The sequence below is a fragment of the Pseudomonas sp. SMSB3 genome (assembly GCF_052041965.1).
Lineage (GTDB): Bacteria > Pseudomonadota > Gammaproteobacteria > Pseudomonadales > Pseudomonadaceae > Aquipseudomonas.
The window spans coordinates 252297-275905 of the sequence record NZ_JBKGGV010000007.1; the positions used below are offsets into that span (position 1 = coordinate 252297).

The window sequence follows — 23609 nt, forward strand, 5'->3', positions numbered from 1 at the left end:
TGGCCGGCAATGGAGCGATAGGGCCATCGATGAGCGAGAAAGACACCATCTCCATGCAACTGGTGCGCGAGGCGCTGTTGCAAACCTGTCCAGGTGCAGACGCTGACATGGGCTTGCTGGCGCGTGCCGGGATCGACGGGCAGGCATTGGCATGGCCAGAGGCGCGCGTCACTGCCCAAGCCTATGCCAGGCTTTGGCGACTGTTGGCGCGCCGTTGCAACGATGAATTCTTCGCCATGGACCCGCGTGGCCTGCGCAGCGGCAGCCTGGCATTCATGTGCCGGGCGAGCATGGCCCAGCCTACCCTGGGCGCGGCCCTTGAAACCGCCTTGGCGTTTCTGGCACTGATGCTCGAGGACCTGCAGCCGGCTCTTGTGCGCCAGCAAAGCCTGGCGCAGGTGGTGATCGATGAACCGCAGGAGGCGCCGCGACGGGCGTTCACCTACTTCACCTTCTGGATGATCGTGCACGGTGTTGCGTGTTGGCTGGCGGGCAGGCGGATCCCTATTCTGGCCATCGAGTCGCGCTGTGCCGAGCCGCCGTTCTGTGATGATTACCGGGTGATGTTTTCGGAAAACCTGCAATTCGACCGGCCACGCAGTCGCATGATCATTGCGGCCGATTGCCTCGATCTGCCGCTGCGGCGCAGCGAGGAAGAACTGCAGCGCTTCCTGGCCGAAGCGCCTGGCAACATTCTGGTCAAGTACCGTGACCCCGCTAGCCTGGGCCGGCGCATACGTCACGATTTGTCGCATCAACCGCCCAGCCAGTGGCCAGACGCCGACAGTCTGGCGCAGACGTTGTGCCTTTCGCTTTCGACCCTGCGCCGGCGCTTGGCTGACGAAGGGCAGACATTCCAGGGTCTCAAGGACAGCGTGCGCAGAGAGCTGGCCATCGCCTGGCTGGCGGCCCCCGAATTGAGTACGAGCGAGGTCGCCGAGCGCTTGGGCTTTGCCGACACCAGCTCGTTCTACAAAGCATTCCGCAAGTGGTTCGGCTGTAATCCAGGGCACTACCGGACGTTGATGCTGGCGCAGCAGGCAGGTGACTGATTCCCGCTGCTTGAAAGGCGCGCGATGAGCCAGTTTCGCAGGTTTCCCAGAGGGTTACCTGTCATGCCTGGATCCACATTGCCTGCCAAGATCGAACATGCCACGGATCAGTTTCTCGGCGAGATCCTGCCTCGCTGGTTGACCACGGCGCCGCCTGCGCAGATCGCTGCGCTGCGCCGGGCTTTCACTGCCCATATGGCCAGTCAGCGCAAGGTCAAGGCGGTTTTCGAGCGCCTCGTGCCGTTGCACACTTTCGTGCAGGACTTGCTGCAAGCGGCGATCAAGCGCGACATGGGCCTGACGATCGATTTGGCCCGAGCCTGTTGGCGAGAAGAGCGGCGGACTTTTACCGTCAAACCAGGGGAACTGCCCAGCGGTGACAGTTACTTCGTGACAGTGCCGGCGCTGCAGGTGTTGATGCAGAATTTCAAGAACGGTGAGTCGTTCTACAGCGAGACTGCCTTGATTTACCCCGCCGATGAAGCCGCTGCTACCCCGGAGACAGTGCTGAGCAAGGACGCTGCCAAGGTCGTGTCCTTGTGTCGCAAAATCGACGCCGGCAAGCAGTATCAACAGCATCTGGCAAGGCTGTTCACCGACTCATTGACAGCCGAATTGGGCGAGGACCTGCGGTGCAACTTCGTGCTGATGGCTGAATTGGCCGCCACCCGCGGCGCGTTGCCGTCGCAAGAGGTGGCTGTATTGCGTGACCTGGGACAAGGGCGCCTGCCCAAGCACAGCCAAAGTCCCACTGTTCGGTATGGCGAGTTGCAGATTCTGGACAGCTGTCTGTCAGGGCTGATGGTCATCGAACTCAGCGGCGACTGGAAACCCGGACTCACGGGTGCCGTGAAGCGCAACACGGTCAATGGTGTGCTGCTGTGCATGGCCGATGACCCCGACCAGCCGGTGCGCCACCTGAGCACCTGGGGCGCGCTCAACACCTTGCTGGTGCAGTGGCTGAACGACGCGCTCAAGCGCGAGCGCCTTGTACAACGGGTGGCACTGCGCGACAGGGCACAGTTTCTTGAAATGCTCAGCCAGCGGCTGCTCGACGACGAGCCTGACCTCGGCGTGGATCTGAGTGCGTACGTTGGTCCTGCCGGGCAGTGGTTCGCGTCGCTGGCCGGGGCGCGGCTGCAGCGGATTCGCGACGATGCCCGCTTTGTCGTCGTGCCCACTGCCGATGCCGATGCCCGTCAGTCGGCCGAACGTCTGGCCTTGATGAAGTCCGTGGGCATGACCATCCTCAACCTGGCCGGCGCCTTTGCACCTGTGGTCGGGGGCTTGCTACTGGCCGACATGGTCCGTCAAACCCTCGCGCAGGTGTGCGAAGGCGTCGTCCACTGGGCGCAGGGCCATCAGCACGAAGCGCTCGAACACGCGTTGGGCGTTGCCGAAACGGTTGCAGTCAACGCTGCTGTCCTGACCGGAGCAAAGGTCGTCGCCAGCGCCTTCAAGCGCAGTGCCTGGGTCGCCGAGCTTGAGCCGGTGGTCAACGATGCCAACCAGCAGCGGCTCTGGCGTAACGACCTCACGGCCTATCAGGATGCCAATCCCCCGGCGATGTTGCTTGAGCTCGATAACGGCCTGCTTAGCGACGGCGTCGAACAATGGTGGCGGCACGAGGGGCAGCACTATCGCGTGCGCGCCACGGCGCTCGCGGGTGGGTGGCGCCTGGTGGATGTGCAGGACCCCACCGCCTATGGTCCCGCGCTGGCGTTCAACGGCGAGCGAGGCTGGCGACTGCAGCATGAACGGCCCCTGGAATGGCAGGGTGTCGAGCAGTTGCTGGGCCGCCTGTGGCCAGCGGCGCAAGCATTGCAGGCGCAACGGATAGCCCAGGTACTCAACGTGGCGGACGTCGATGACGTTTATCTGCGCGGTTTGCTGGTGGAGAATCGTCCTTTGCCGATAGCGCTGCGCGATACCTTGGAGCGCTTCGCCGTGGATGCCAGGATCGATCGCTTCGTCGCGGCGATCGGCATTGGCGAGCCCGACACCGAGCTCTGGCAGTGGTGCATGGACGAGCTGGGCATACAGGATCTTGGATTACCCGCGCAGCGAGCGGCGATCGGGCAGCAGGCCCCTGCACTGCGTGAACGGATGTTCGAGCACTTCACCGCTCAGACAGTCGCCGATGATCCGCAGCTTGCGCTGGTACTGCGGGATTTCCCAGGGCTGCCCAAGCCCTATGCCGTGCATTTGCTAAAGGGCATCACGCTCGAGCAGCGCGTCAGCCTGCGCAGCCATGGGCGCATTCCGCTGGCGGTGGCGCAGCAGGCTCGGCAGTTGCTGCAGGTCGCGCAATTGACGCGCCTGCGTGAAGGCCTTTACCTCAACTGCTGTCAACGGGGCGACCAGCTCGAGCTGATCTTTGCCTTGCTTGAGCAACCGGGCCGCTGGCCGCTGGCCCCGGCCGTGGAAGTACGTGAGGGATCGGCAACCGGCGCGCGCATCGCCAGCTTGCGCGCGCCTGTGCCGGGGGGCAAGGCTACGGTGCTGGTGCGCGCCGAGGGTGGGTTCAGGGTACACATCGGGGCTGGCAGCGCTACGACCGAACAGAACGAGCCGGCCATGCTTGCCGAAGCATTGCTCGCATGCCTCGATGCAGCCGAGCGGGCCCGGCTCGGTTGGGAGGGGCCTCAGGCTGCGCAAAAACTGCGTGGCGACCTGCAGGCCTGGCTGCCCGCGCAGCGCTCGGCTTTGCTGCAGCTGTTAGGCAAGCCAGACGCAGGCGTCGCGCCCAATCCGATGCGCCGGCTTGCCGACGGGCGCATCGGGTACCTGCTCAGCGGGCGCCTGCCCGGTGATCACCCGCCATTGAACCTGTTGCGTGCACGAATCCGCGGGCTTTATCCAGGTTTCGACCAGCAGGAGGTGCAGCAGTACCTGGACATCCTGCTGCAACGTCCAGGCTCTGCCTATCGCAACCTGTTGCTGCAGGAGCAGGAGTACCGCGAGCTGAAAAAAGCGCTTGAGCTGTGGATCGAGCGCGCCCGCGGCAGCGAAGCCACTGCCCTGCGGCGGCGCGCAGCGCGGCGCTTGCGGCGCAACTGGCAATTGATTGGCGAGCGCATCGTCGATCAGTGGGATATCCCCCAGGGCATGAGCCTGAGCCTGGCTGACATGCCATTGCGCAGCCTGCCGCACCTGCCCTTGGCGACCAGCTTCAGCCACGTGGCCGAGCTCACGCTGACGGGATTGCGCCTGGAGCAGGTCCCTGAAGGATTTTTGCGAAGCTTCACCCGCTTGCGCTGGCTGAACCTGGGCGATAATGCGCTGACCAGTGTGCCGCCTGAGCTTGGGCAATTGAGCGAACTGCGCAACCTGCGCCTGGCCGGCAATCAGATCACCTTGAGCGCGGCCGGTATGGGTACGTTGGCCAGGCTGACACGCTTGCAGGTACTGGACCTCAGCTTCAATCCGCTAGGCAGCATAAGCCTCAATCTGCGGCCCTTGGCGCGATTGCGCGAGCTCAGCCTGCGTAGCGCAAACCTGCTCAATGTACCGTCCGACCTGCACTGGTGCGGGCAGCTGGAAATCGCCGATTTGCGCGACAATCATCTGGCGAGCGTGCCCCAGGCGGTGCTCGACGCGCCTGAGCAGTGGCGCAGGGCACTGGTACTCAACGGTAATCCGCTGCCAGCGGCACTCAGCCGACGCTTTGGCATAATTCCCAGCCTGGTCGAGCCGGTGGAAGACCTGCACGCCGCCGTAACCGCTGCCCGGAACACCTGGTTGCAGACGGCGAGCGGGCAGGTACGCGGCGAGCGGGCCGCACTTTGGGACGCGCTCTATGCCGAGTCCGGCAGTCGCCCCTTGTTCCAGCTACTGACCGAACTGGTCGACACCCAGGATTTCCACAGTGTCCCGGCGGACCTCAGGCGACGGGTCTGGGCCTTGCTCGAAGATGCCGGCAACGATCCAGAGCTGCGCGAGGAACTGTTCACGCTGGCAAGCAATCCACGCACCTGCGTGGACAGCGTCGCGTCTTGCTTCAGTACCTTGGAGGTACGCCGCTACGTGGCCAACGCCCTGCGCGCCAGCGACCCAGCGGCGGCGACGCGGGCGCGCCTGCGCCTGGCCAGGCAGCTGTTTCGGCTCGATCAGGTCGAAATGATCGCGCGTGAAGACATGAATGTGCGTCGTGCGCAGAATCGCGCTGGCGATGAGATTGAGATAAGCCTGGCTTATCGCACGGGCCTGGCTATCGAGCTCGATCTGCCGGGCCAACCGCGCACCATGCACTTCCAGGCCCTCGCCGGGGTGACCCGCGAGCAGTTGGCTGCAGCCGCCGTCGCCGTGCGTCAGGCACAGGCCAGCGACGCATTGCCGCGCTATATCAGCCAGCGCGAATACTGGTTGGAAAGCCTGCGGGCGCAACATGCCCAAGCGTTCAGCGAGGTGGAGGCGCCATTCTGGGTGCGCCTGCAGACTTTGGAGTCGGCGCAGCTCGACAGCGTGGACTACCTGCGCAGCTCCAATGAACTGGCCATCGAACGCCAGGATGCGGTTGAGGTGCTGGCGCTGCGCCTGACCCGCGAAGCCTTGGCGAGCTTCGTCGATGACTGAGGCGCGCTGCTGCGTTTGATCGGCGCTTCAGGCTGCACGATTCCCTCTGCCCACGGCCATGCCCATGGGTGAGCATCTGCGTTTTGCCAGCACAACGCAGGAGCCAAACATGGGCACACAAGTAAAACGCTCGAACGAGGAGAAGATCGCGACGGCCACCACAGACTTCATCAGCGCCCGTTTACCCGACTGGCTCAGCCGCGCCTCGGCAGCGCAAATCGCCGCGTTGCGCGGGCTGTTCGCGGCGCACCGCGCAAGTCAGCAGCGCTTGCGGCAACACACCGCGCAACTGCTGCCGTTGCAGGTCTATGCCGAACAGCGATTGAGCACGCTGCTGGCATCACCGCTGGCCGATGGCGTGCCGTTCAGTTCGCTCGAATGGCTGGAGATCACGCCTAGCTTCGATACCCTGACTAACCTGACGTTGCCCACCTATGGCTACGGCGAGCGCAGACGCAACGGCCTGCTGCAACTGATGAGCAACTTTGCGCCCACGGCCAGTTACTACCAAGGTACCGGTCTGGTCATGCCCGGCAAGGACCAGGTGCTTTCCGGCGACGTGGGCAATTTGGTCCAGGCGTGTCGCACGCTGGATGTCGGCAAGCAATACCAGGGTCAGTTGAATGACACCTTTACGCCTGAGGCGATCGAGGCGCTGGCTGCAGACAAGCAAGCGGGCTTTCGCCTGGCCTGTAAGATCGCCGCGCTCAAGGGCGAGATTAGCGGCCATGAGGAGCTGGCGTTGCGGGAGATCGCCGAGCCAGACACCGACAAGCTGCCCAGCGGACTGAGAAGCTACCCCGGCCTGTTGCAGGTGCTGGGGCACCCGGTGGCCGATGGCCTGTACATTACACTCAAGGACAGCGCTGGCGCCGAGAAGGCCGTGGTGCTGTATTTGCCAGGTGACCCTGTGAGGGCGCTGCGCCGTTACGACAATGGCGTTGCCATGCAGCGAGCCGTGGTGGCAGAGCTTGCAGACGCTGGCTATCGCCAGTTCTTCAGCCAACTCATCGGCATCGAGCAGCGCCCTGCGTTCATCCGCACGTTGGCCCTGCGTCTGCGTGACCCTCGCAGCGACCTGCAGCTGCTGGGCCGCGTGCCGCCGGCGTCGGTATTCAGCGCCTTGGCCCAGGAGCAGGTGCAGCGCGTCAAAGACGATGCGCGGTTATTGCTGGTACCCACCGCGCAGGCCGACGCCAAGGCAGCGCGAGCGAGGATCGAGGACTGGGAGAGTGTCGGCATGGGCATTCTCAACCTGGCGGGGTTGTTCATGCCGGTGGTCGGCGCGATGTTGCTTGGGCAATTGGTGGTGCAAACCGTAGCGGATGTGTACGAGGGTTTCGCCGATTTGGCCGAGGGGCATCAGCACGAGGCGCTGCAACACCTGTTCGACGTGCTTGAAACCGTTTTGGCCAGCGCCGCGACCGCAGGTACTGGCGTGCTGGTGAGTAACGCGGTGGTCGCTGCGATGGAGCCCGTGAACCTTGGCGGGCGAGGGCAGCGATTGTGGTCAGGCGACCTCACGCCCTACCAGTCGCAGCCTGAATCGCTCGAGTTGGGCAGCAACGGGTTGTACACCCAGGGCGGGCGTCAATGGATGCGCGCTGGCAGCCGTTATTTCGAGGTGCATCGACCAGATCCGGAGGCGCCGTATTGCGTGCGCCACCCCTTGCGCAGCGATGCCTACGCGCCTGAGGTGGTGCACAACGGCGAGCGCTGCTGGCGTCTGCTGCGCGAGCATCCGCAGGCCTGGGACGATCCCCAGCGCATGCTCGACACGCTATGGCCGCAGCACCCACCGGCCAGCCTGCAGCGGGTCCGACAGATGCTGCACGTGGCCGGGGTCGATGAGGATGAGCTGCGTGGCATCCTGTTGGAAAACCGCCGCACCCCGGTCAATTTGCGCGAAACCTTGCGCCGTTTTGAAGTGGACGCGCGCGTAGAGCGCTTTTTTGCACATGTGCGCGCCGGCCAGTTGCCCGTTGACGAATTGCCGCTGCTGCAATGGTGTGAATCGCAAGCGCTGGTGGGCACGGGCGTGGCCAATGTGCGCGCCAGCCAGACCGCCTTGCGTGAGCCGCTGTTCGAGCACTTGGCGAGCCTGCCGCCCATGGACGACGCCTTGCTGACGCTGCTGCGTCGAGATTTTGTGGCGCTGCCCGAGGCTTATGCCCGCGAGCTGCTGCATGATGTATCAGCGCATACACGGCGCGAGGCGATTGCCGGGCAGAAAGTGCCGCTGGCGCTGGCGACCAAGGCGGCATCGCTGATGCGCGTGGCCCGGCTCAACCGTGCCCTGGAAGGCTTGTACTTGAGCAATGCCTACAGCGACGACAGCGGCGCATTGGTGCTGGCGGTCATGACCCAACGCGGTTCGGCCTCCGTCAACCTGGAGCTTCGAGAAGGTTCTGCGGCCGGGCGTCTGATCGGGAGCGTGGTGGCCCATGCAGTCACCGAGGCGGCCAAGGTGCTGGTGCGTGACCAAGGCAGATTCTGGCTTTACGATGCCGCGGGCCATGCCCTGACGCTTGCGGTCGATGACGCCGGCGATCTGTTCCGGGCAGTCGTCGCCGCGTTATCGACGCAACAGTTGGCCGAATTCGACATCACCGGCGCAGACCCGGCCGGTCAGTTGCGGAGCTGGGTAATGGCGCAGTTGCCTAGCTCCCACCAGGGCCTTGCGCAGTTGCTGAACTGGGCGCCGCAACCGAAGTGGTTCAACCCTGGCAGACGGCTTGACGATGGCCGAGTCGGTTATCCGCTGAGCGGGCGTGGCGCTGGCAGCGGCACACCCAGCTTGCTGCTGCGGGCGATCCTGCTGCGCTATTTCCCAGGACTGACCCCGGCACAGGTCGAACTGGAGATCGAGCGGCGGATTGCCAGTCGCGGTAGCGCTTATCAGGTGCTGCTGGATGTGCAGGACGACCACATGCAGCTGCAGCGTACCTTGAACCAGTGGGTGGGCAGCGAGCTGAACGAAACACGGCGTGCATTACGGGTGCGGGTGCGTGAAGAAATCGCCAGGGCCTGGCGAGTACAGGCTGAGCCGGTGATCGATGGGCAAGGCCGACACAGTGGTCAACGCTTGCGTTTGTTCGGCCTGCAGATCAGCAGCCTGCCGGAAATACCGATGTCGGTCGAGTTCAACCACGTGTCGGCCTTGGTGCTTAATGAAACCGGGCTCACTCATCTTCCTTCGCGCTTCATCGAAGCATTCTCGGCCTTGCGTGAACTGAACCTGGGCAACAACAATCTGCTGCGCATACCGCACGGGATTGGTTACCTCACTGAACTGCGGGAACTGAACCTGCGGCACAACAATATCCGTCCGGATTCCGCTTCGTTGGCTGCGCTGCAGAGCCTGGCACGCCTGACCCACCTGGACCTGAGCTACAACCCGCTGGGCCAGTACGCGATGAGCTACAGTCGCCTTCCTCATCTTGTGCGCCTGGGCCTGCGCAGCTGCCAACTGGGCACGTGGCCAGAGGGGCTGTGGTTGTGTGGGTTCCTCGAAGAGGGTGATCTGAGAGACAACGCATTGACCGAAGTGCCCGCTGAAATTCGTCTGATGCCCTACGAGTTTCGCCGCTCGTTGCTGGTCGACAACAATCCGCTGCCGAGCCTAGATCTTTTGGCATTGCGGGCGTTGGATACCATCGTCGAGGCGCCCGAGTCGATCGCCGCCAACACCCCAGACGCGGAGCAGACGCGTGCTTGGTGGCTGGGAGCCGACGAACAGGCGCAGGCGGGTCGCGCGGTGCGCTGGCAGCGCCTGTCGGCGCAAGCCGGCGGCGGCGATCTGCTCCATTTGCTTGAGCGATTGATGCCGTTGGCCGACTATGCCTGGACTCAAGGCTACATGACCGAGCAATTATGGGCGCTGCTGGCTGCCGCCGATGTCGATGACAATCTGCGCAGCGCCATGCTGCGGCTGGTTGGCCAGCGTCCGACGGACGACAACGCAGTCATTGATTGCTTCAGCCAGTTGCTGGTGCATCGACTGCGCAGTCAGAGCGGCGCGCTGGCTGCCGACGAGCCGGTCGGCAGCCGCGACGTCAGCTGGTTCAACCTTGGGCGCAGCTTGTTCCGACTCGAGCAGGTCGAGCGCGTGGCCAGGCAGGACATCAATGCGCGCAACGCGCGGCGCGAGGTGATCGATGCGCCAGGTATCAGGCTCGCCTACCGCGTGCGCTTGCGCCAATGGCTTGGCTTGCCAGGCCAACCCCGGGCGATGCATGTCAGCGATCTCAATCGCATCACCAGCGAGCAACTGCTGGCGGCACGTCGCGCGGTGCGAGAGGCGGAGACGCCGGCAGCCTTGGTCGCCTATCTGGGGCAGCGGCCTTTCTGGCAGGCGCTTATGCAACGAACCTATGCCGCCGACCTGGCCACGATCGAGCAGGTCTACCAGCAAGGCGCCCAAGCCCTGTTGGCGCAGCGCGCTGCACTGGGGGAGCAGCAGTACCAGGCGCAATTGATCGACCTGGAGGATCAACGAGACGCCGCGAAACGGGCGCTGAGCCTGCGCTTCATCCACGTCCTGGAGCGTCGCGCCGGTTGACTGGCGCCAGCGGCCAAACCGGTCATCCATATTGATGCCTTTGGCCATTGCCGCCTGTGCTGGCCAGGGCGAACATCGTCGCACCGATGGTTCAACTGCAAAAACAAGAGACCAGGAGTGCGACGATGCGCGATTACACCGAGGCCGCCCGGGGCTTCGACCTTGAGCAGACTGCGGCGGCGGCGCTGCAGGGCAACCTGCGGGCGCTCAATGCCTGTATCGAGTGCTGTGACCGCCATACCGGCCAAGGCCGGGTGGCATTGCGCTGGGAGAACGAACAAGGCAATAGCGGGCAGCTCGATTTCGATGCACTCAAGAGCCAGTCCAGCCGCTTCGCCAATGCGCTGAAGGCGCAAGGTGTGCGCGCAGGCGATCGGGTCGCCGGGCTGCTGCCTCGTACCCCCCAGCTGCTTATCACCATTCTCGCCACCTGGCGCCTTGGCGCGGTCTACCAGCCGCTGTTCACGGCGTTCGGTCCCAAGGCCATTGAGCATCGTTTGCAGCAGTCCGCTGCCCGCGTGGTGGTCACCGATGCCCATAATCGCGGCAAGCTCGATGAAGTGACCGCCTGCCCAATCATCGTTACCGTCCAGGCCCGCCCCGGCGAATTGGATTTCCAGCAGTGCCTGGATGGCTGCGACGCAAACTGCGAGCCGGTGCTGCGCACGGGGGATGACCCTTTCCTGTTGATGTTCACCTCCGGTACCACCGGCCCTGCCAAGCCGCTTGAAGTGCCGCTGCGGGCCATCGTCGCGTTCCAGGGTTACATGCGCGATGCCATCGACCTGCGCGAGCCGGACCGCTTCTGGAATTTGGCTGATCCAGGTTGGGCCTATGGCTTGTACTACGCGGTCACCGGGCCGCTGTCGCTGGGCCTTAGCACGACTTTCTACGACGGGCCGTTCTCAGTCGAAAGTTGTGCCCGGCTGATCACCAAGCTGGGCATCACCAACCTGGCCGGCTCGCCTACCGCGTTTCGCCTGCTGATCGCGGCGGGCAGCACGTTCTCGACAGCGATCAAGGGGCAGCTGCGGGTGGTGAGCAGTGCCGGAGAACCGTTGAATCCCGAGGTCATTCGCTGGTTCGCCGATGAACTGCAGGTGACCCTACACGACCATTACGGCCAGACCGAACTGGGCATGGTGCTGTGCAACCACCACGGCCTGCGCCATCCCGTGCACCAGGGCTCCGCTGGCTTCGCCATTCCCGGACACCGCATCGTCGTGCTGGGCGAGCAGGGCCAGGAGCTGCCAGCGGGGCAGCCAGGCATTCTCGCGGTAGATCGTGACCGCTCGCCGCTGTGCTGGTTCGGCGGCTACCTCGGCTTGCCCACCAAGGCGTTCGTCGGCCGCTATTACCTGAGCGGCGACACCGTGGAATTGAATGAAGATGGCAGCATCAGTTTCGTTGGCCGCAGTGATGACGTGATCACCACCTCCGGTTACCGGGTTGGCCCTTTCGATGTGGAGAGTGCGTTGATAGAGCACCCCGCGGTCATCGAGGCAGCAGTGATCGGTAAGCCCGATCCCCAGCGCACCGAGGTGATCAAGGCATTCGTGATTCTGGCTGCAGGCCACCCGGCCTCCGCCGAGCTTGCCGAAGCGCTGCGCCAGCACGTGCGCCAGCGCCTCTACGCCCATGCCTACCCCAGGGAAATCGAGTTCGTCAGCGAGCTGCCCAAGACCCCGAGCGGCAAGCTGCAGCGCTTCATCCTGCGCAATCAGGAAATCGCCCGACAACACGCGCAGCCAGCCACCGCAGCCAGCGCCTGACAGGAACCTTCACATGCACATTTTGAACGCACATTTCATCGTCAGCGGCGCAGCCTCAGGGCTTGGCGCTGCCACCGCACAGATGCTGGTCGAGGCCGGTGCCAAAGTCATGCTGGTCGACCTCAACGCGGCGGCCGTCCAGGCCAAGGCCGAGGCGCTGGGCGAAAATGCCCATTTCGCGGTGGCAGACATCAGCGACGAGGTCGCGGCGCAAGCGGCGGTTGATGCCGCCATGCAGGCCTTCGGATCTGTGCAAGGGCTGATCAACTGCGCCGGTATCGTCGGTGCCGAGAAGGTGCTGGGCAAACAAGGGCCGCACGGGTTGTTGAGCTTTTCCAAGGTCATCAACGTCAACCTCATCGGCAGCTTCAACATGTTGCGCCTGGCCGCAGCGGCCATGGCCGAGGGCACTGGGGACGAGGGCGGCGAGCGGGGCGTCATCATCAATACCGCATCGATCGCCGCCTATGACGGTCAGATCGGCCAGGCCGCCTATGCCGCCTCCAAGGGCGCGATCGCCAGTCTGACCCTGCCGGCGGCCCGCGAGCTGGCGCGGTTCGGCATTCGCGTGATGACCATTGCCCCCGGCATTTTTGAAACCCCAATGATGGCCGGCATGAGCGATGAGGTCAGGGCCTCGTTGGCCGCAGGGGTGCCGTTCCCGCCGCGCTTGGGGCGCGCGCAGGAATACGCGGCGCTGGTGCGCCACATCATCGAGAACAGCATGCTCAACGGCGAGGTGATTCGCCTCGATGGCGCGCTGCGCATGGCTGCCAGATAAGGAGTACAACATGATTCTGAGCAATGATCCGATTGTCATCGTCAGTGCTGTGCGCACGCCCATGGGCGGCTTGCAGGGTGATTTGCAGAGGCTGAGCGCTGCGCAGCTGGGTAGCGCAGCCATTCGTGGCGCCGTCGAACGCGCCGGTATCGATGCCCAGAGCGTCGATCAGCTGCTGTTCGGTTGCGTGCTATCTGCTGGGCAAGGTCAGGCACCGGCGCGCCAGGCGGCGCTGGGCGCGGGGCTCGGCCAGCACACCCCGTGCACGACGTTGAACAAGATGTGCGGCTCGGGCATGCAGGCAGCGATCCTCGGCCATGACCTGTTGCTGGCTGGCAGCGCCGACGTGCTGGTGGCCGGCGGGATGGAAAGCATGAGCAATGCGCCTTACCTGCTGGACAAGGCCCGCGGTGGCTATCGCATGGGCCACGGCAAGATCATCGACCACATGTTCATGGATGGCCTGGAGGATGCCTACGACAAAGGCCGTCTGATGGGCACGTTTGCCGAAGACTGCGCGCAGGCCGAGGGTTTCAGTCGCCAGACCCAGGACGAATTCGCGATTGCCTCGCTGACCCGTGCCCAGGCGGCAATCGAGCACGGCCGCTTTACCGATGAAATCATCCCGGTGCAGGTCAGCGAGGGTAAACAGACGCGGGTCGTTGCCAGCGACGAGCAACCGCCCAAAGCGCGTCTGGACAAGATCCCACAGCTCAAACCGGCGTTTCGCCAGGGCGGTACGGTGACCGCGGCCAATGCCAGCTCGATCTCCGACGGTGCCGCCGCATTGGTGCTGATGCGCCGCTCCGAGGCCGAGCGGCGGGGCTTGCAGGCGCTGGCGCTGATTCACGGCCACGCGGCTTTCGCCGACGCGCCGGCGCTGTTCCCAACTGCACCGATCGGGGCCATCGACAAGCTGTTGGCGCGCACCGGCTGGAGCCTGGCCGATGTTGACCTGTTCGAGATCAACGAAGCGTTTGCCGTGGTGACCTTGGCGGCCATGAAGCATTTCGACTTGCCCCATGACAAGGTCAACATCCACGGCGGCGCCTGCGCCTTGGGTCACCCCATCGGGGCCTCGGGCGCGCGCATCCTGGTGACCTTGCTCTGGGCCTTGCGCCAGAACAAGCTGCGCCGCGGCATCGCAGCGATCTGCATCGGCGGTGGCGAAGCCACGGCCATGGCCATTGAATGCCTGTACTGAGGTGCACCATGCTGGTATCTGAAGAGCAACAACAAATCGCCGATGCGGTACGGGGGTTTGCCCAGGCGCGGCTCAAGCCATTCGCCGAGCAGTGGGACAAAGCCCATCGCTTCCCCCGTGAAGCCATCGGCGAAATGGCCGAGCTGGGCTTGTTCGGCATGCTGGTCCCTGAGCAGTGGGGCGGCAGTGACACCGGCTATGTGGCCTATGCCATGGCGCTGGAGGAAATCGCCGCCGGTGACGGTGCCTGCTCGACGATCATGAGCGTGCACAATTCGGTGGGTTGCGTGCCGATTCTGCGATTTGGCACCGAGCAGCAGAAAGCACGGTTTCTGACCCCGCTGGCCACCGGCGCCATGCTCGGGGCGTTCGCCCTCACCGAGCCCCATGCGGGCTCGGACGCCAGCAGCCTGAAGACCCGGGCGCGCCTGGACGGTGACCACTACGTACTCAATGGCAGCAAGCAGTTCATCACCTCCGGGCAGAACGCCGCAGTGGTGATTGTCTTCGCCGTGACCGATCCTGCCGCTGGCAAGCGAGGCATCAGCGCGTTCATCGTGCCGACGGACTCGCCGGGATATCAGGTGGCGCGGGTCGAGGACAAGCTTGGGCAGCATGCTTCGGACACCTGTCAGATTGTCTTCGACAATGTGCAGGTACCGTTGAGCAACCGTTTGGGTGCAGAAGGGGAAGGCTACAAAATCGCCTTGGCCAATCTTGAAGGCGGCCGTATCGGCATCGCTGCCCAGGCGGTAGGCATGGCCCGCGCGGCGTATGAGGTGGCCCGGGACTACGCCCATGAGCGACACAGCTTCGGCAAGCCGCTGTTCGAGCATCAGGCGGTAGCGTTTCGCCTGGCCGACATGGCGACCCAGATTGCCGTGGCCCGGCAAATGGTTCTGCATGCCGCAGCGCTGCGTGATGCGGGGCGGCCCGCGTTGGTCGAAGCGTCCATGGCCAAGCTGTTCGCCTCGGAAATGGCCGAAAATGTCTGTTCCGATGCCTTGCAGACCCTTGGCGGTTATGGCTATCTGAGTGACTTCCCGCTGGAGCGCATCTACCGCGACGTGCGGGTTTGCCAGATTTACGAAGGCACCAGCGACATTCAGCGCATGGTCATTGCGCGCAATCTTTGAAGGAGCAGCCTGCATGGCATTCGAAACCATCCTGTTGGACATCCACGGCAAGGTCGGCCTGATCACCCTCAACCGGCCCCAGGCGCTGAATGCGCTCAATGCGCAGATCGTTGGCGAGATCAACCAGGCGCTGGATCAGCTTGAGCGTGACGCGAATATTGGTTGCGTGGTCCTCACAGGCTCAGCCAAGGCCTTTGCCGCCGGTGCCGACATCAAGGAAATGGCTGAGCTGCAGTACCCGCAGATCTACGTTGACGATCTATTCAGCGACGCCGACCGCATCGCCAACCGGCGCAAGCCGATCATCGCTGCGGTCTCGGGCTTTGCGCTGGGCGGCGGCTGTGAGCTGGCGATGATGTGCGACTTCATTCTGGCCGCCGACAATGCCAAGTTCGGCCAGCCGGAAATCAACCTCGGCGTGCTGCCGGGCATGGGCGGGACTCAGCGCCTGACCCGCGCGGTGGGCAAGGCCAAGGCCATGGAATTGTGCCTGAGCGGCCGTCTGATGGACGCTGAAGAGGCGGAGCGGGCTGGCCTGGTGGCGCGGATCGTGCCGCAAGCGCAGCTGCTGGAGGAGGCCCTGAAGGTTGCAGCGACGATAGCCGGCAAGTCCGTGCCGGTGAGCATGATGGTCAAGGAAAGTATCAATCGCGCCTTTGAAGTGACCCTGAGCGAAGGTGTACGCTTTGAACGCCGGGTCTTCCATGCCGCGTTCGCCACCGAGGACCAGAAAGAGGGCATGGCTGCTTTCATCGCCAAGCGCGAGGCCCAGTTCAAGAATCGTTGAGACAGGTCAACGGTCCGGGTCGCTGCGCTCCAGGCCGGCGGCCCGGACGTGCTGGTTGTTGTACGATTGCCCCGGGCCTTGTGCCGGCACCGACCAGCGGATTGTGCCCAGTTGGGGCAAATTCGCTTCCGATTGCAGTTGCTCCACGCGACGTGGCGCCTTAGACTGCCGCCCCCTGTAAAAGAGTGCCGATAGGCGCTTGAAGAATTCTGTCATCGACGCTGAGGCGTCGGTGACCCCTGTATCGCCTAAATGCACATTTTTTCATAGAGAAATCGATGACCAAGGAACAGTTGCTGGCCATGTCGGCCGATGACTACATGAATGCCGACCAGCTGGCCTTCTTCACTGGCCTGCTGCAGGCGATGAAAGTCGAAACCCATGAACGCATCGAGCTGAGCCGCGCCACCATCGAGGGCCTGGACACGCCGTCGGATCCCGCCGACGTAGCGTCGGTCGAAGAGGAGCGCAGCTGGCTGGTCAATGCCATCGACCGCGACCAGCGCCTGTTGCCGCAGCTCGAAATGGCGTTGGATCGAATCGCCGATGAGAGCTTCGGCTGGTGCGATGACAGTGGCGAGCCCATTGGCCTGAAACGTCTGCTGATCAGCCCGACCACCAAGTACTGCATCGAGGCGCAGGAGCGTCACGAGCAGCTTGATCGTCACCAGCGCCAGGTTTAACCCGGCGTAGCGCGCGAAGCCCCATGAAGCGATTCATGGGGCTTTTTGCGTTTATCGCGAGCCTGAATACAGCTGGCTCGGCCCGTGACACAAACAAGAAATACGCTTTACCACTCGACGGATTTCAGTGTTTTCGTGCATATTTATCCAGGTAATGCGCCGATGGAACGTCGAGCCCTTTGTGCCGAGGGGCGCGCAGTTATCCATCGCATCTTTTCCGACAGGTTTGTTGTCAGAAACTACGCGGCCCTCGCGGCGCCTAGGTCGACCCCCTGTTTTGAGGCCGTATCTGGCAAGCCAGAGTAACGTTTCCTGCGTGCTGCATCGTCGGCGGGCACAGACGGTTCGTGCATTACTTTTATATTATTTTTCGCTTAACGCACTGTAATGCCGTGCCTCGCCGCTTGCGGGAGAGGGCGGATGTCACCGGTTTGAGGATTACTTCATTGGCAGTCAGTACACTTGATACCCACGCCTTGTTTGCCCTGGGCGATCTGCGCGGCAAGTTGGCCAAGCTGTTTCAGGGCCGTTTCATCTATGTCACCGAACAGACCCCCGAAGGCTTGTATATGGCCGAGATCGACACCGAAAGTGCTTTGGTGGTCGACGACAAACAGCGGTTGGAATTAAAGGTCGGCGATCACTTCCGCGCGGCTGTGCTGCCCAGTCGCGAGGGCGGCAAGTTGGAGATGCGCTTTCGCGAGATCAAGCTTAACGTCTATGGTGTGGGCGACTACGCGTTCGTCTCCGTGCCAGAAGGCGAGGGCATCGTCTTTCGCGAAGGCCAAGGGGTGATGCTGGTGTTCGCTGCTCAGCAGCAGATTCAGGAGGGCCTTGGCAAGCTGCTCAAGGCTGTGACGGGCAAGGTCGCAAAATGGCGCAAGGGCGAATTGACCACCTTCAAGGCCAGTGAGTGATCAAAGCCCGCCCAAGCCCGGGCGGGCACATCGACAGACGGGTTGCCACGGCGTTGTCGTTTCAGTTACCGCGATCACCACCGCTGCTGACTTCCTCGGGCACAGGCTCTTTGGCCATGCGCTTGCGAAACAACGCCGCCCTGGCGAGCAATAGCGTGGTGACGGGTACGGTGATCGACAGCAGTATCGGGATCAGCCAGGCATGCAGCACGGGGCTTTGCTTGAGCCAGGAAAAGTAGATGATCGAGGCCAGCGCCACGCACCAGGCGCCGATGGTCGATGCCAATGCTGGCGGGTGCATGCGCTGGAAGTAATCCTTCAAACGCAGCAAGCCCAAGGCGCCGATCAAAGCGAACAGGCTGCCGATCAGCAATAGGGCGGCTGTGAGCAGTTCCAGCCAGAACGGCAGTTCCAAGGTTTCGTTCATTCGATCACCTCGCCCCGCAGCAGGAACTTGGCCAGCGCGAAGGAGCCGACGAAGCCGAACAGGGCAATCAGCAGGGCACCTTCGAAATAGGTGTCACTGGCATAGCGAATCCCCAGCACCAGCATCATCAGCATGGCCAGGATATACAAGTAGTCCAGTGCCAGGACCCGGTCCTGGGCGGACGGCCCGCGAAACAGTCGGATCAACGTCAGGCCCATGGCCAGGGTAAAGATGAACAGACTGGCGAGCACCGCAGTGGCAAGCAGACCGGTCATTGGAAGATCTCCATCAGAGGCCGTTCATAAGTGAGCTTGAAGTGCTCGATGAAGGCCGCTTCATCGGCCAGGTCGAACACATGAAGTAGCAGTACGCTGCGATCCAAGGCAAGCTCCGACCACACGGTGCCCGGCACTACCGTGGTGATCATCGACAAGGCCGCCAGGCCATGTGCGTCACGCAGGTCCAGTGGAATGTGCACGAACACCGAGTTTGGCGAACGTCGTCCAGCGCGTAGCACCCCCGCTGCCACCTGCAGGTTGGAGCGAATGACGTCGATGCCGACCCGGCCGACCAGCTTGAGGATTGTCCAAGGCCGGCGCACGTGGGCATGCTGGGGGCGCAGCGGCGCCAGCAATAGCGGGGCCAGCAGCGCGAGCGCGGCGGCCAGCAGCAGGTTGCCCGGGCTCACGGACAAATTCAGCACTAACCACAGGGCAAACAATGCGGCCGATAACAGCGGGGCGGGGAATAACTTACTCATGGCTGCACCTGCGTGTCGACTGTGGTCGGGCCTGGTATCGGACGCGCCGCCATCACCGCTTCGATGTAGGCGTTTGGCGCCTGCAGGCTGGCGGCGGTGTCCTGGGTATAACGCAGCAATGGCTCGGCCCGCAGGCTGACGAAGATGCACAGGCCCAGCAGGATGACGATCGGCAGGCACTCATAGCGGCGCAGCACAGGCGAGGGTCGCTCCTCCGGCTTCCAGAAGCGCAGGATGCCAACCCTGCCGAAGGCGATCAACGAAGCCATGCCAGACAGCACCAGCAGCGTGACCAGCGCCCAGCCAGCCGCCGACAGGGGTTGGTCGGCCGGGGTGCCCAGGCTGAGTGGGTTGAACAGCGCACTGATCAAGTTGAGCTTGGCGACGAACCCGGATAACGGCGGCATGCCGATGATCAACAGCGCGCAGGCGATGAAGCTCAAGCCCAGAAAGGCCATGGTCCAGGGAATGATCTGGCCGATCACCGCTTTCTGCTGGTCGTCGAGGTTGATGCCTTTAGGCGGGTGCAGCGATTCCAGTGGCGAGGGCAGGGCGCCTTCCTCGTCCTCGAGCGGCGCTTCGTTCGCCGAGCGCGACCGCTCGATCAGCTCCGCCAGCAAGAACAGCGCGCACAAGGCCAGGGTCGAGTTGACCAGGTAGAACAGCGCCGCGCCGGTGAGCGCTGGCTGGGCGAAGCCAACGGCGCCGAGCAGGGTGCCAGCCGAAACGAGGATGCTGAGCGCGGCCATGCGCTCCAGACGCTGAGCGGCCAGTATCGACACGGCTGCGACCGCCAGGGTCACCAGACCGCCATAGACGAGCCACTGACCGCCGAAATGCGCCGATGCGCCGGCCTGGCCGGAGAACAGCAGGGTCCATAGGCGTAACAGTGCGTACAAACCGACTTTGGTCATGATGGCGAACAGCGCGGCCACCGGCGCGCTGGCCGAGGCATAGGCCGGTACCAGCCAGAAGTTGAGCGGCCAGATACCCGCCTTGACCAGAAAAGCGATGGCCAGAATGGCTGCACCGGCATGCAGCAGGCCACGATCGGCTTCGGGCACCAGCGGTATCTTCAGCGCCAGGTCGGCCAGGTTGAGCGTACCCGTTACGCCGTACAGCATCGCGGCGCCAATCAGAAACAGCGATGAGGCGAACAGATTGATGGCGACATAATGCAAGCCGGCGCGCACTCGAGCTCGTCCCGAGCCGTGCAGCAGCAGCCCGTAGGACGCGGCGAGCAATACCTCGAAAAAGACGAACAGGTTGAACAGATCGGCGGTCAGGAATGCCCCGTACAGCCCCATCAACTGGATCTGGAACAGTGCATGGAAACTGGCGCCTGCCCCGTCCCAGCGCGCCCGGGCGAAGAGCAGGGCGCTGATGCCGATTACCCCGGTCAGCGTCAGCAGCAGCGCAGAGAGGTGATCGACTACCAACACAATGCCAAAGGGTGCCGGCCAGTTGCCTGGCAGGTAGACACCGAACGATTCGGCCTGGCCCTGGGTGCGCACCCACAGTAGCAGGTAGATGGCGATGCCCAACCCTGCAGCGGTCGACAGCAGATTCAGACGGGCCTTGACCCGGCGATGCTTTTCACCGAGCAACAGCATCAATGCCGCGGTCAGCAGCGGCAGCAGGATGGGGGCGGCGATCAGTTGACTCATACCGCTCATTCGTCGCGCTCCCGGCCGTCAACATGGTCGGTACCGGTCAAGCCGCGCGAAGCCAGCAACACCACCAGGAACAGCGCAGTCATGGCGAAACTGATGACGATGGCCGTGAGCACCAGGGCTTGCGGCAACGGGTCGGTGTAGTGCAGCAGGTCCTGGGTGATGCCTTCCTTGATGATCGGCTCCTTGCCGATGAACAGGCTGCCCATGCTGAAGATGAACAGGTTGACCCCATAGGACAGCAGGCAAAGGCCCATGATCACCTGGAAAGTGCGTGGCCGCAGGATCAACCAGACCCCGGAGGCCGCGAGAACGCCGATGGCGACTGCAATGACTTCTTCCATCAGGCGGCTCCTGCTCGGTTGGTTTTGGACGGTTGCCCGGGGCGATAAGCGCGTACCGACTGATGCGCCAGGGCGGTGAGAATCAGTAAGGTCGAACCCACCACCACGGTGTACACGCCGACATCGAAGAACAGTGCGCTGGCCACGTGCACGTCGCCCAGCACTGGCAGGTGCAAGTGCGCGGTATGGGTGGTCAGGAACGGATAGCCAAGCATCATCGCGCCCGCGCCGGTGAGCGTTGCGCAGAACAATCCAGTCCCCATCCAGCGCAGTGGGCGCAGGCTCATTTGCGCCTCGACCCACTGGGTGCCGGCGACCATGTACTGCAGGATGAACGCTACCGACATCACCAGCCCGGCGACGAAGCCTCCGCCTGGTTGATTGTGACCGCGCATGAACAGGTACATCGACACCAGCAGGGCCATGGGTAACAGCAGACGCACCAGTACCGCCGGCACCGTCATGAAGCCCAGGGCGGTGTCGGCGACGTGCCGCGGGTTGACCAGGTCGGTGACCACATCCGGAGCCAGTTGGCGCTGCTGGGCAGGCAACTGCATGCTTTCCTTGGGTGGGCGGAAGCGTCGCAGCAAGGCGAACACCGTCAGAGCTACCGCAACCAGCACGGTAATCTCGCCCAGGGTGTCGAACCCGCGGAAGTCCACCAGCATCACGTTGACCACGTTGGTGCCGCCGCCTTGCGGCAAGGCGCGGCTGAGGTAGAACGACGAAATGTCGTTGGGGGTCGGCCGGGTCAGCATGGCGTAAGACAGCACAGCCATGCCACCGCCTACAAGCATGGCCAGCAGCAGGTCGCGCAGGCGCCTGGCGCGGGCACGATCGAACCGGCCCGGCAGTGGCGAGACGCCCTCGATCCGCCGTGGCAGCCAGCGCAGCCCGAGCAGGATGAGGACGGTGGTGACCACTTCGACAACCAACTGGGTCAGTGCAAGGTCAGGCGCCGAGAACCAGACGAAGGTGATGCACGTCATCAAGCCACAGACACTGACCATGGTCAGGGCCGCCAGTCGATGATATTTGGCCTGATAAGCGGCGCCGATGGCGCAGGCGATAGCGATCAGCCACAGCGCGACGAAGACGCCAGAGCCTGGAATCTTCGGTCGCTCGCCCCAGCTGAGCCCACTGTAGAGCATGGGCGCCAGGCCAGCGATGAAGGCCGCGGTGACCAGCATGAACAGCTGCGCCTGCAGCCGGCGGCTGGTCAGTGCAGTTTCCAGGCGCCTTGCCAACAACATCAGGCGCAACAGGCCCAGCTCGAACAGGCGCTTGCCATTGAAGCGCTCGATCAGCGGCGGATAAGGGAAGCGGCCCCGGCGCAGCTGCTTGCGCAGCAGCAGGTAAAGCACGGCCCCGCCGCACATCGCCACCAGGCTCATGATCAGCGGGGCGTTCCAGCCGTGCCAGATGGCCAGGCTGTATTCAGGCAGCGTGCCGCCGACCACGGGCAGCGCGGCCGCTGCGAGCAGGGGGCCAACCGACTGGGCGGGGAAGATACCCACCACCAGGCAGGCCAGTACCAGAAACTCGACCGGGGCGCGCATCCACCGTGGCGGCTCGTGCGGGGTGTGCGGCAGGTCTTGTGCGGTGGGGCCGAAGAACACGTCGACCGTAAATCGCAAGGCGTAGGCGACGCTGAATGCCCCGGCCAGGGTGGCAATGACCGGTAGAGCGGCCTCTACCCACGCAGTCGAGCTGATGAACACCGTCTCGGCGAAGAACATTTCCTTGGACAGGAACCCGTTCATCAACGGTACGCCGGCCATCGAGGCGCTGGCCACCATGGCCAGGGTAGCGGTGTAGGGCACTAGGCGTATCAGGCCACTGAGGCGGCGAATGTCGCGCGTGCCGCTTTCATGGTCGATGATTCCCGCTGCCATGAACAATGAGGCCTTGAAGGTGGCATGGTTGAGGATGTGGAACACCGCGGCGACGGCCGCCAACGGGCTGTTGAGTCCCAGCAGCAGGGTGATCAGGCCCAGGTGGCTGATGGTCGAATAGGCCAGCAAGCCCTTGAGGTCGTTCTGAAACATGGCGGCGAAGGCGCCCAGTACCAGCGTGATCGCGCCAGCGCCGCCAACGATCCAGAACCACTCCTCGCTGCCTGACAGTACCGGCCAGAGACGCGCCATCAGGAACACCCCGGCTTTGACCATGGTCGCCGAGTGCAGGTAAGCGGACACCGGCGTGGGCGCCGCCATGGCGTGGGGCAGCCAGAACTGGAAGGGGAACTGCGCACTCTTGCTCAAGGCGCCGAGCAGGATCAACGGCAGCAGCACAGGGTACAAGGCGTGTTCGCGTATGGTTGCACCGGCAGCCAGGACCCGGTCGAGGTCGTAGCTGCCGACCACATGGCCGAGCAACAGCGCCCCCACCAGCAGGCACAACCCGCCGGCGCCGGTCACCATCAGCGCCATATAGGCGCCTCGGCGAGCGTCGGCCCGGTGGTGCCAGTAGCCGATCAACAGGAAAGAGAACAAGCTGGTCAATTCCCAGAAGAACACCAGCTGAATCAGGTTGCCGGAAATCACCAGCCCCAGCATTGCGCCCATGAAGGCCAGGAAAAACGCGAAAAAGCGCGGCACGGGGTCTTGCGGCGACATGTAGTAGCGCGCGTAGAGCGATACCAGGGTACCGATGCCCAGCACCAGTAAGGAGAACAGCCAGGCGAAGCCGTCCATGCGCAGCACCAGGTTCAACCCCAGGCTGGGCAGCCAGAGGAATTCCTCGCGGATCACCCCGCCGTGGGCAACCTGAGGGTACAGCAGTGCTACCTGGACGGTGCCGACCAAGGCCACGAGCCCGGCGAGTATGGACTCGGCGTTACGTGCATTGTGCGGCAGCGCAGCTGCCAGGCAACTGCCCACGAACGGCAGAAGCAGTAGCACTATCAAGGACATAGCGATCTATTCTGGAAAGGTT

The 23609-nt window shown here is 63.6% G+C and carries 16 protein-coding genes; 10 read left to right on the forward strand and 6 right to left on the reverse strand.

Annotation, left to right across the window (positions count from 1 at the left end; genetic code table 11):
* Positions 1 to 29: 29 nt before the first annotated feature.
* The 10 genes from ACLEJW_RS14150 to ACLEJW_RS14195 all read left to right on the forward strand — a co-directional run bounded on the left by ACLEJW_RS14150 (position 30) and on the right by ACLEJW_RS14195 (position 17468).
* On the forward strand, positions 30 to 1052 hold the full coding sequence (locus tag ACLEJW_RS14150; RefSeq protein WP_145188817.1) for an AraC family transcriptional regulator: 1023 nt from the start codon (positions 30 to 32) through the stop codon (positions 1050 to 1052).
* Between the two features lie 63 nt (positions 1053 to 1115).
* Positions 1116 to 5627 carry an NEL-type E3 ubiquitin ligase domain-containing protein gene (locus ACLEJW_RS14155; RefSeq protein WP_440777771.1) on the forward strand — a complete coding sequence of 1504 codons (4512 nt, stop codon included), beginning with the start codon at positions 1116 to 1118 and terminating at the stop codon, positions 5625 to 5627.
* A 109-nt stretch (positions 5628 to 5736) separates the two neighbouring features.
* Positions 5737 to 10188 (forward strand): NEL-type E3 ubiquitin ligase domain-containing protein, encoded by a 4452-nt coding sequence (locus ACLEJW_RS14160; RefSeq protein WP_440777772.1) that lies wholly within the window; start codon positions 5737 to 5739, stop codon positions 10186 to 10188.
* A gap of 125 nt (positions 10189 to 10313) precedes the next feature.
* Positions 10314 to 11960, forward strand: coding sequence for an AMP-binding protein (locus ACLEJW_RS14165; RefSeq protein WP_313297973.1), 1647 nt, complete (start codon positions 10314 to 10316; stop codon positions 11958 to 11960).
* Between the two features lie 13 nt (positions 11961 to 11973).
* Complete coding sequence (locus ACLEJW_RS14170; RefSeq protein ID WP_313297970.1) at positions 11974 to 12741, forward strand: SDR family NAD(P)-dependent oxidoreductase; 768 nt, start codon at positions 11974 to 11976, stop codon at positions 12739 to 12741.
* Positions 12742 to 12751: 10 nt separating this feature from the next.
* Positions 12752 to 13945 (forward strand): acetyl-CoA C-acyltransferase, encoded by a 1194-nt coding sequence (locus tag ACLEJW_RS14175; RefSeq protein ID WP_440777773.1) that lies wholly within the window; start codon positions 12752 to 12754, stop codon positions 13943 to 13945.
* Between the two features lie 8 nt (positions 13946 to 13953).
* Positions 13954 to 15081: an acyl-CoA dehydrogenase gene (locus tag ACLEJW_RS14180; protein ID WP_440777774.1), complete on the forward strand. Its 1128-nt coding sequence runs from the start codon at positions 13954 to 13956 to the stop codon at positions 15079 to 15081.
* 13 nt (positions 15082 to 15094) lie between these two features.
* A complete protein-coding gene (locus tag ACLEJW_RS14185) occupies positions 15095 to 15868 on the forward strand; it encodes an enoyl-CoA hydratase (protein ID WP_313297961.1) in 774 nt (257 codons plus the stop codon).
* Between the two features lie 278 nt (positions 15869 to 16146).
* Positions 16147 to 16551, forward strand: a complete 405-nt coding sequence (locus ACLEJW_RS14190) for a TraR/DksA family transcriptional regulator (RefSeq protein ID WP_145188795.1) — start codon at positions 16147 to 16149, stop codon at positions 16549 to 16551.
* A 446-nt stretch (positions 16552 to 16997) separates the two neighbouring features.
* Positions 16998 to 17468 (forward strand): hypothetical protein, encoded by a 471-nt coding sequence (locus ACLEJW_RS14195; RefSeq protein ID WP_145188793.1) that lies wholly within the window; start codon positions 16998 to 17000, stop codon positions 17466 to 17468.
* 61 nt (positions 17469 to 17529) lie between these two features.
* On the opposite strand, the gene ACLEJW_RS14200 is transcribed toward ACLEJW_RS14195, so the two are convergent.
* The 6 genes from ACLEJW_RS14200 to ACLEJW_RS14225 are packed head-to-tail and all read right to left on the reverse strand — an operon-like array spanning position 17530 to position 23587.
* On the reverse strand, positions 17530 to 17895 hold the full coding sequence (locus ACLEJW_RS14200; protein ID WP_145188791.1) for a Na+/H+ antiporter subunit G: 366 nt from the start codon (positions 17893 to 17895) through the stop codon (positions 17530 to 17532).
* Positions 17892 to 18170 (reverse strand): K+/H+ antiporter subunit F, encoded by a 279-nt coding sequence (locus ACLEJW_RS14205; protein WP_440777775.1) that lies wholly within the window; start codon positions 18168 to 18170, stop codon positions 17892 to 17894. Before ACLEJW_RS14205 ends, ACLEJW_RS14200 begins: the two co-directional genes overlap by 4 nt.
* On the reverse strand, positions 18167 to 18655 hold the full coding sequence (locus tag ACLEJW_RS14210) for a Na+/H+ antiporter subunit E (protein WP_145188785.1): 489 nt from the start codon (positions 18653 to 18655) through the stop codon (positions 18167 to 18169). Before ACLEJW_RS14210 ends, ACLEJW_RS14205 begins: the two co-directional genes overlap by 4 nt.
* The gene (locus ACLEJW_RS14215) at positions 18652 to 20331 is read right to left on the reverse strand and encodes a monovalent cation/H+ antiporter subunit D (RefSeq protein ID WP_440777776.1); all 1680 of its coding nucleotides are present in this window, start codon (positions 20329 to 20331) and stop codon (positions 18652 to 18654) included. Before ACLEJW_RS14215 ends, ACLEJW_RS14210 begins: the two co-directional genes overlap by 4 nt.
* The gene (locus ACLEJW_RS14220; RefSeq protein ID WP_145188779.1) at positions 20328 to 20672 is read right to left on the reverse strand and encodes a Na+/H+ antiporter subunit C; all 345 of its coding nucleotides are present in this window, start codon (positions 20670 to 20672) and stop codon (positions 20328 to 20330) included. Before ACLEJW_RS14220 ends, ACLEJW_RS14215 begins: the two co-directional genes overlap by 4 nt.
* The gene (locus ACLEJW_RS14225; RefSeq protein ID WP_440777777.1) at positions 20672 to 23587 is read right to left on the reverse strand and encodes a monovalent cation/H+ antiporter subunit A; all 2916 of its coding nucleotides are present in this window, start codon (positions 23585 to 23587) and stop codon (positions 20672 to 20674) included. The genes ACLEJW_RS14220 and ACLEJW_RS14225 overlap by 1 nt, the downstream gene beginning before the upstream one ends.
* Between the last annotated feature and the right edge of the window lie 22 nt (positions 23588 to 23609).

Coding starts and splice junctions, on each gene's coding strand:
- ACLEJW_RS14150 (WP_145188817.1), top strand. CDS start 30: ATGAGCGAGAAAGACACCATCTCCATGCAACTGGTGCGCGAGGCGCTG.
- ACLEJW_RS14155 (WP_440777771.1), top strand. CDS start 1,116: ATGCCTGGATCCACATTGCCTGCCAAGATCGAACATGCCACGGATCAG.
- ACLEJW_RS14160 (WP_440777772.1), top strand. CDS start 5,737: ATGGGCACACAAGTAAAACGCTCGAACGAGGAGAAGATCGCGACGGCC.
- ACLEJW_RS14165 (WP_313297973.1), top strand. CDS start 10,314: ATGCGCGATTACACCGAGGCCGCCCGGGGCTTCGACCTTGAGCAGACT.
- ACLEJW_RS14170 (WP_313297970.1), top strand. CDS start 11,974: ATGCACATTTTGAACGCACATTTCATCGTCAGCGGCGCAGCCTCAGGG.
- ACLEJW_RS14175 (WP_440777773.1), top strand. CDS start 12,752: ATGATTCTGAGCAATGATCCGATTGTCATCGTCAGTGCTGTGCGCACG.
- ACLEJW_RS14180 (WP_440777774.1), top strand. CDS start 13,954: ATGCTGGTATCTGAAGAGCAACAACAAATCGCCGATGCGGTACGGGGG.
- ACLEJW_RS14185 (WP_313297961.1), top strand. CDS start 15,095: ATGGCATTCGAAACCATCCTGTTGGACATCCACGGCAAGGTCGGCCTG.
- ACLEJW_RS14190 (WP_145188795.1), top strand. CDS start 16,147: ATGACCAAGGAACAGTTGCTGGCCATGTCGGCCGATGACTACATGAAT.
- ACLEJW_RS14200 (WP_145188791.1), bottom strand. CDS start 17,895: ATGAACGAAACCTTGGAACTGCCGTTCTGGCTGGAACTGCTCACAGCC.
- ACLEJW_RS14205 (WP_440777775.1), bottom strand. CDS start 18,170: ATGACCGGTCTGCTTGCCACTGCGGTGCTCGCCAGTCTGTTCATCTTT.
- ACLEJW_RS14210 (WP_145188785.1), bottom strand. CDS start 18,655: ATGAGTAAGTTATTCCCCGCCCCGCTGTTATCGGCCGCATTGTTTGCC.
- ACLEJW_RS14215 (WP_440777776.1), bottom strand. CDS start 20,331: ATGAGCGGTATGAGTCAACTGATCGCCGCCCCCATCCTGCTGCCGCTG.
- ACLEJW_RS14220 (WP_145188779.1), bottom strand. CDS start 20,672: ATGGAAGAAGTCATTGCAGTCGCCATCGGCGTTCTCGCGGCCTCCGGG.
- ACLEJW_RS14225 (WP_440777777.1), bottom strand. CDS start 23,587: ATGTCCTTGATAGTGCTACTGCTTCTGCCGTTCGTGGGCAGTTGCCTG.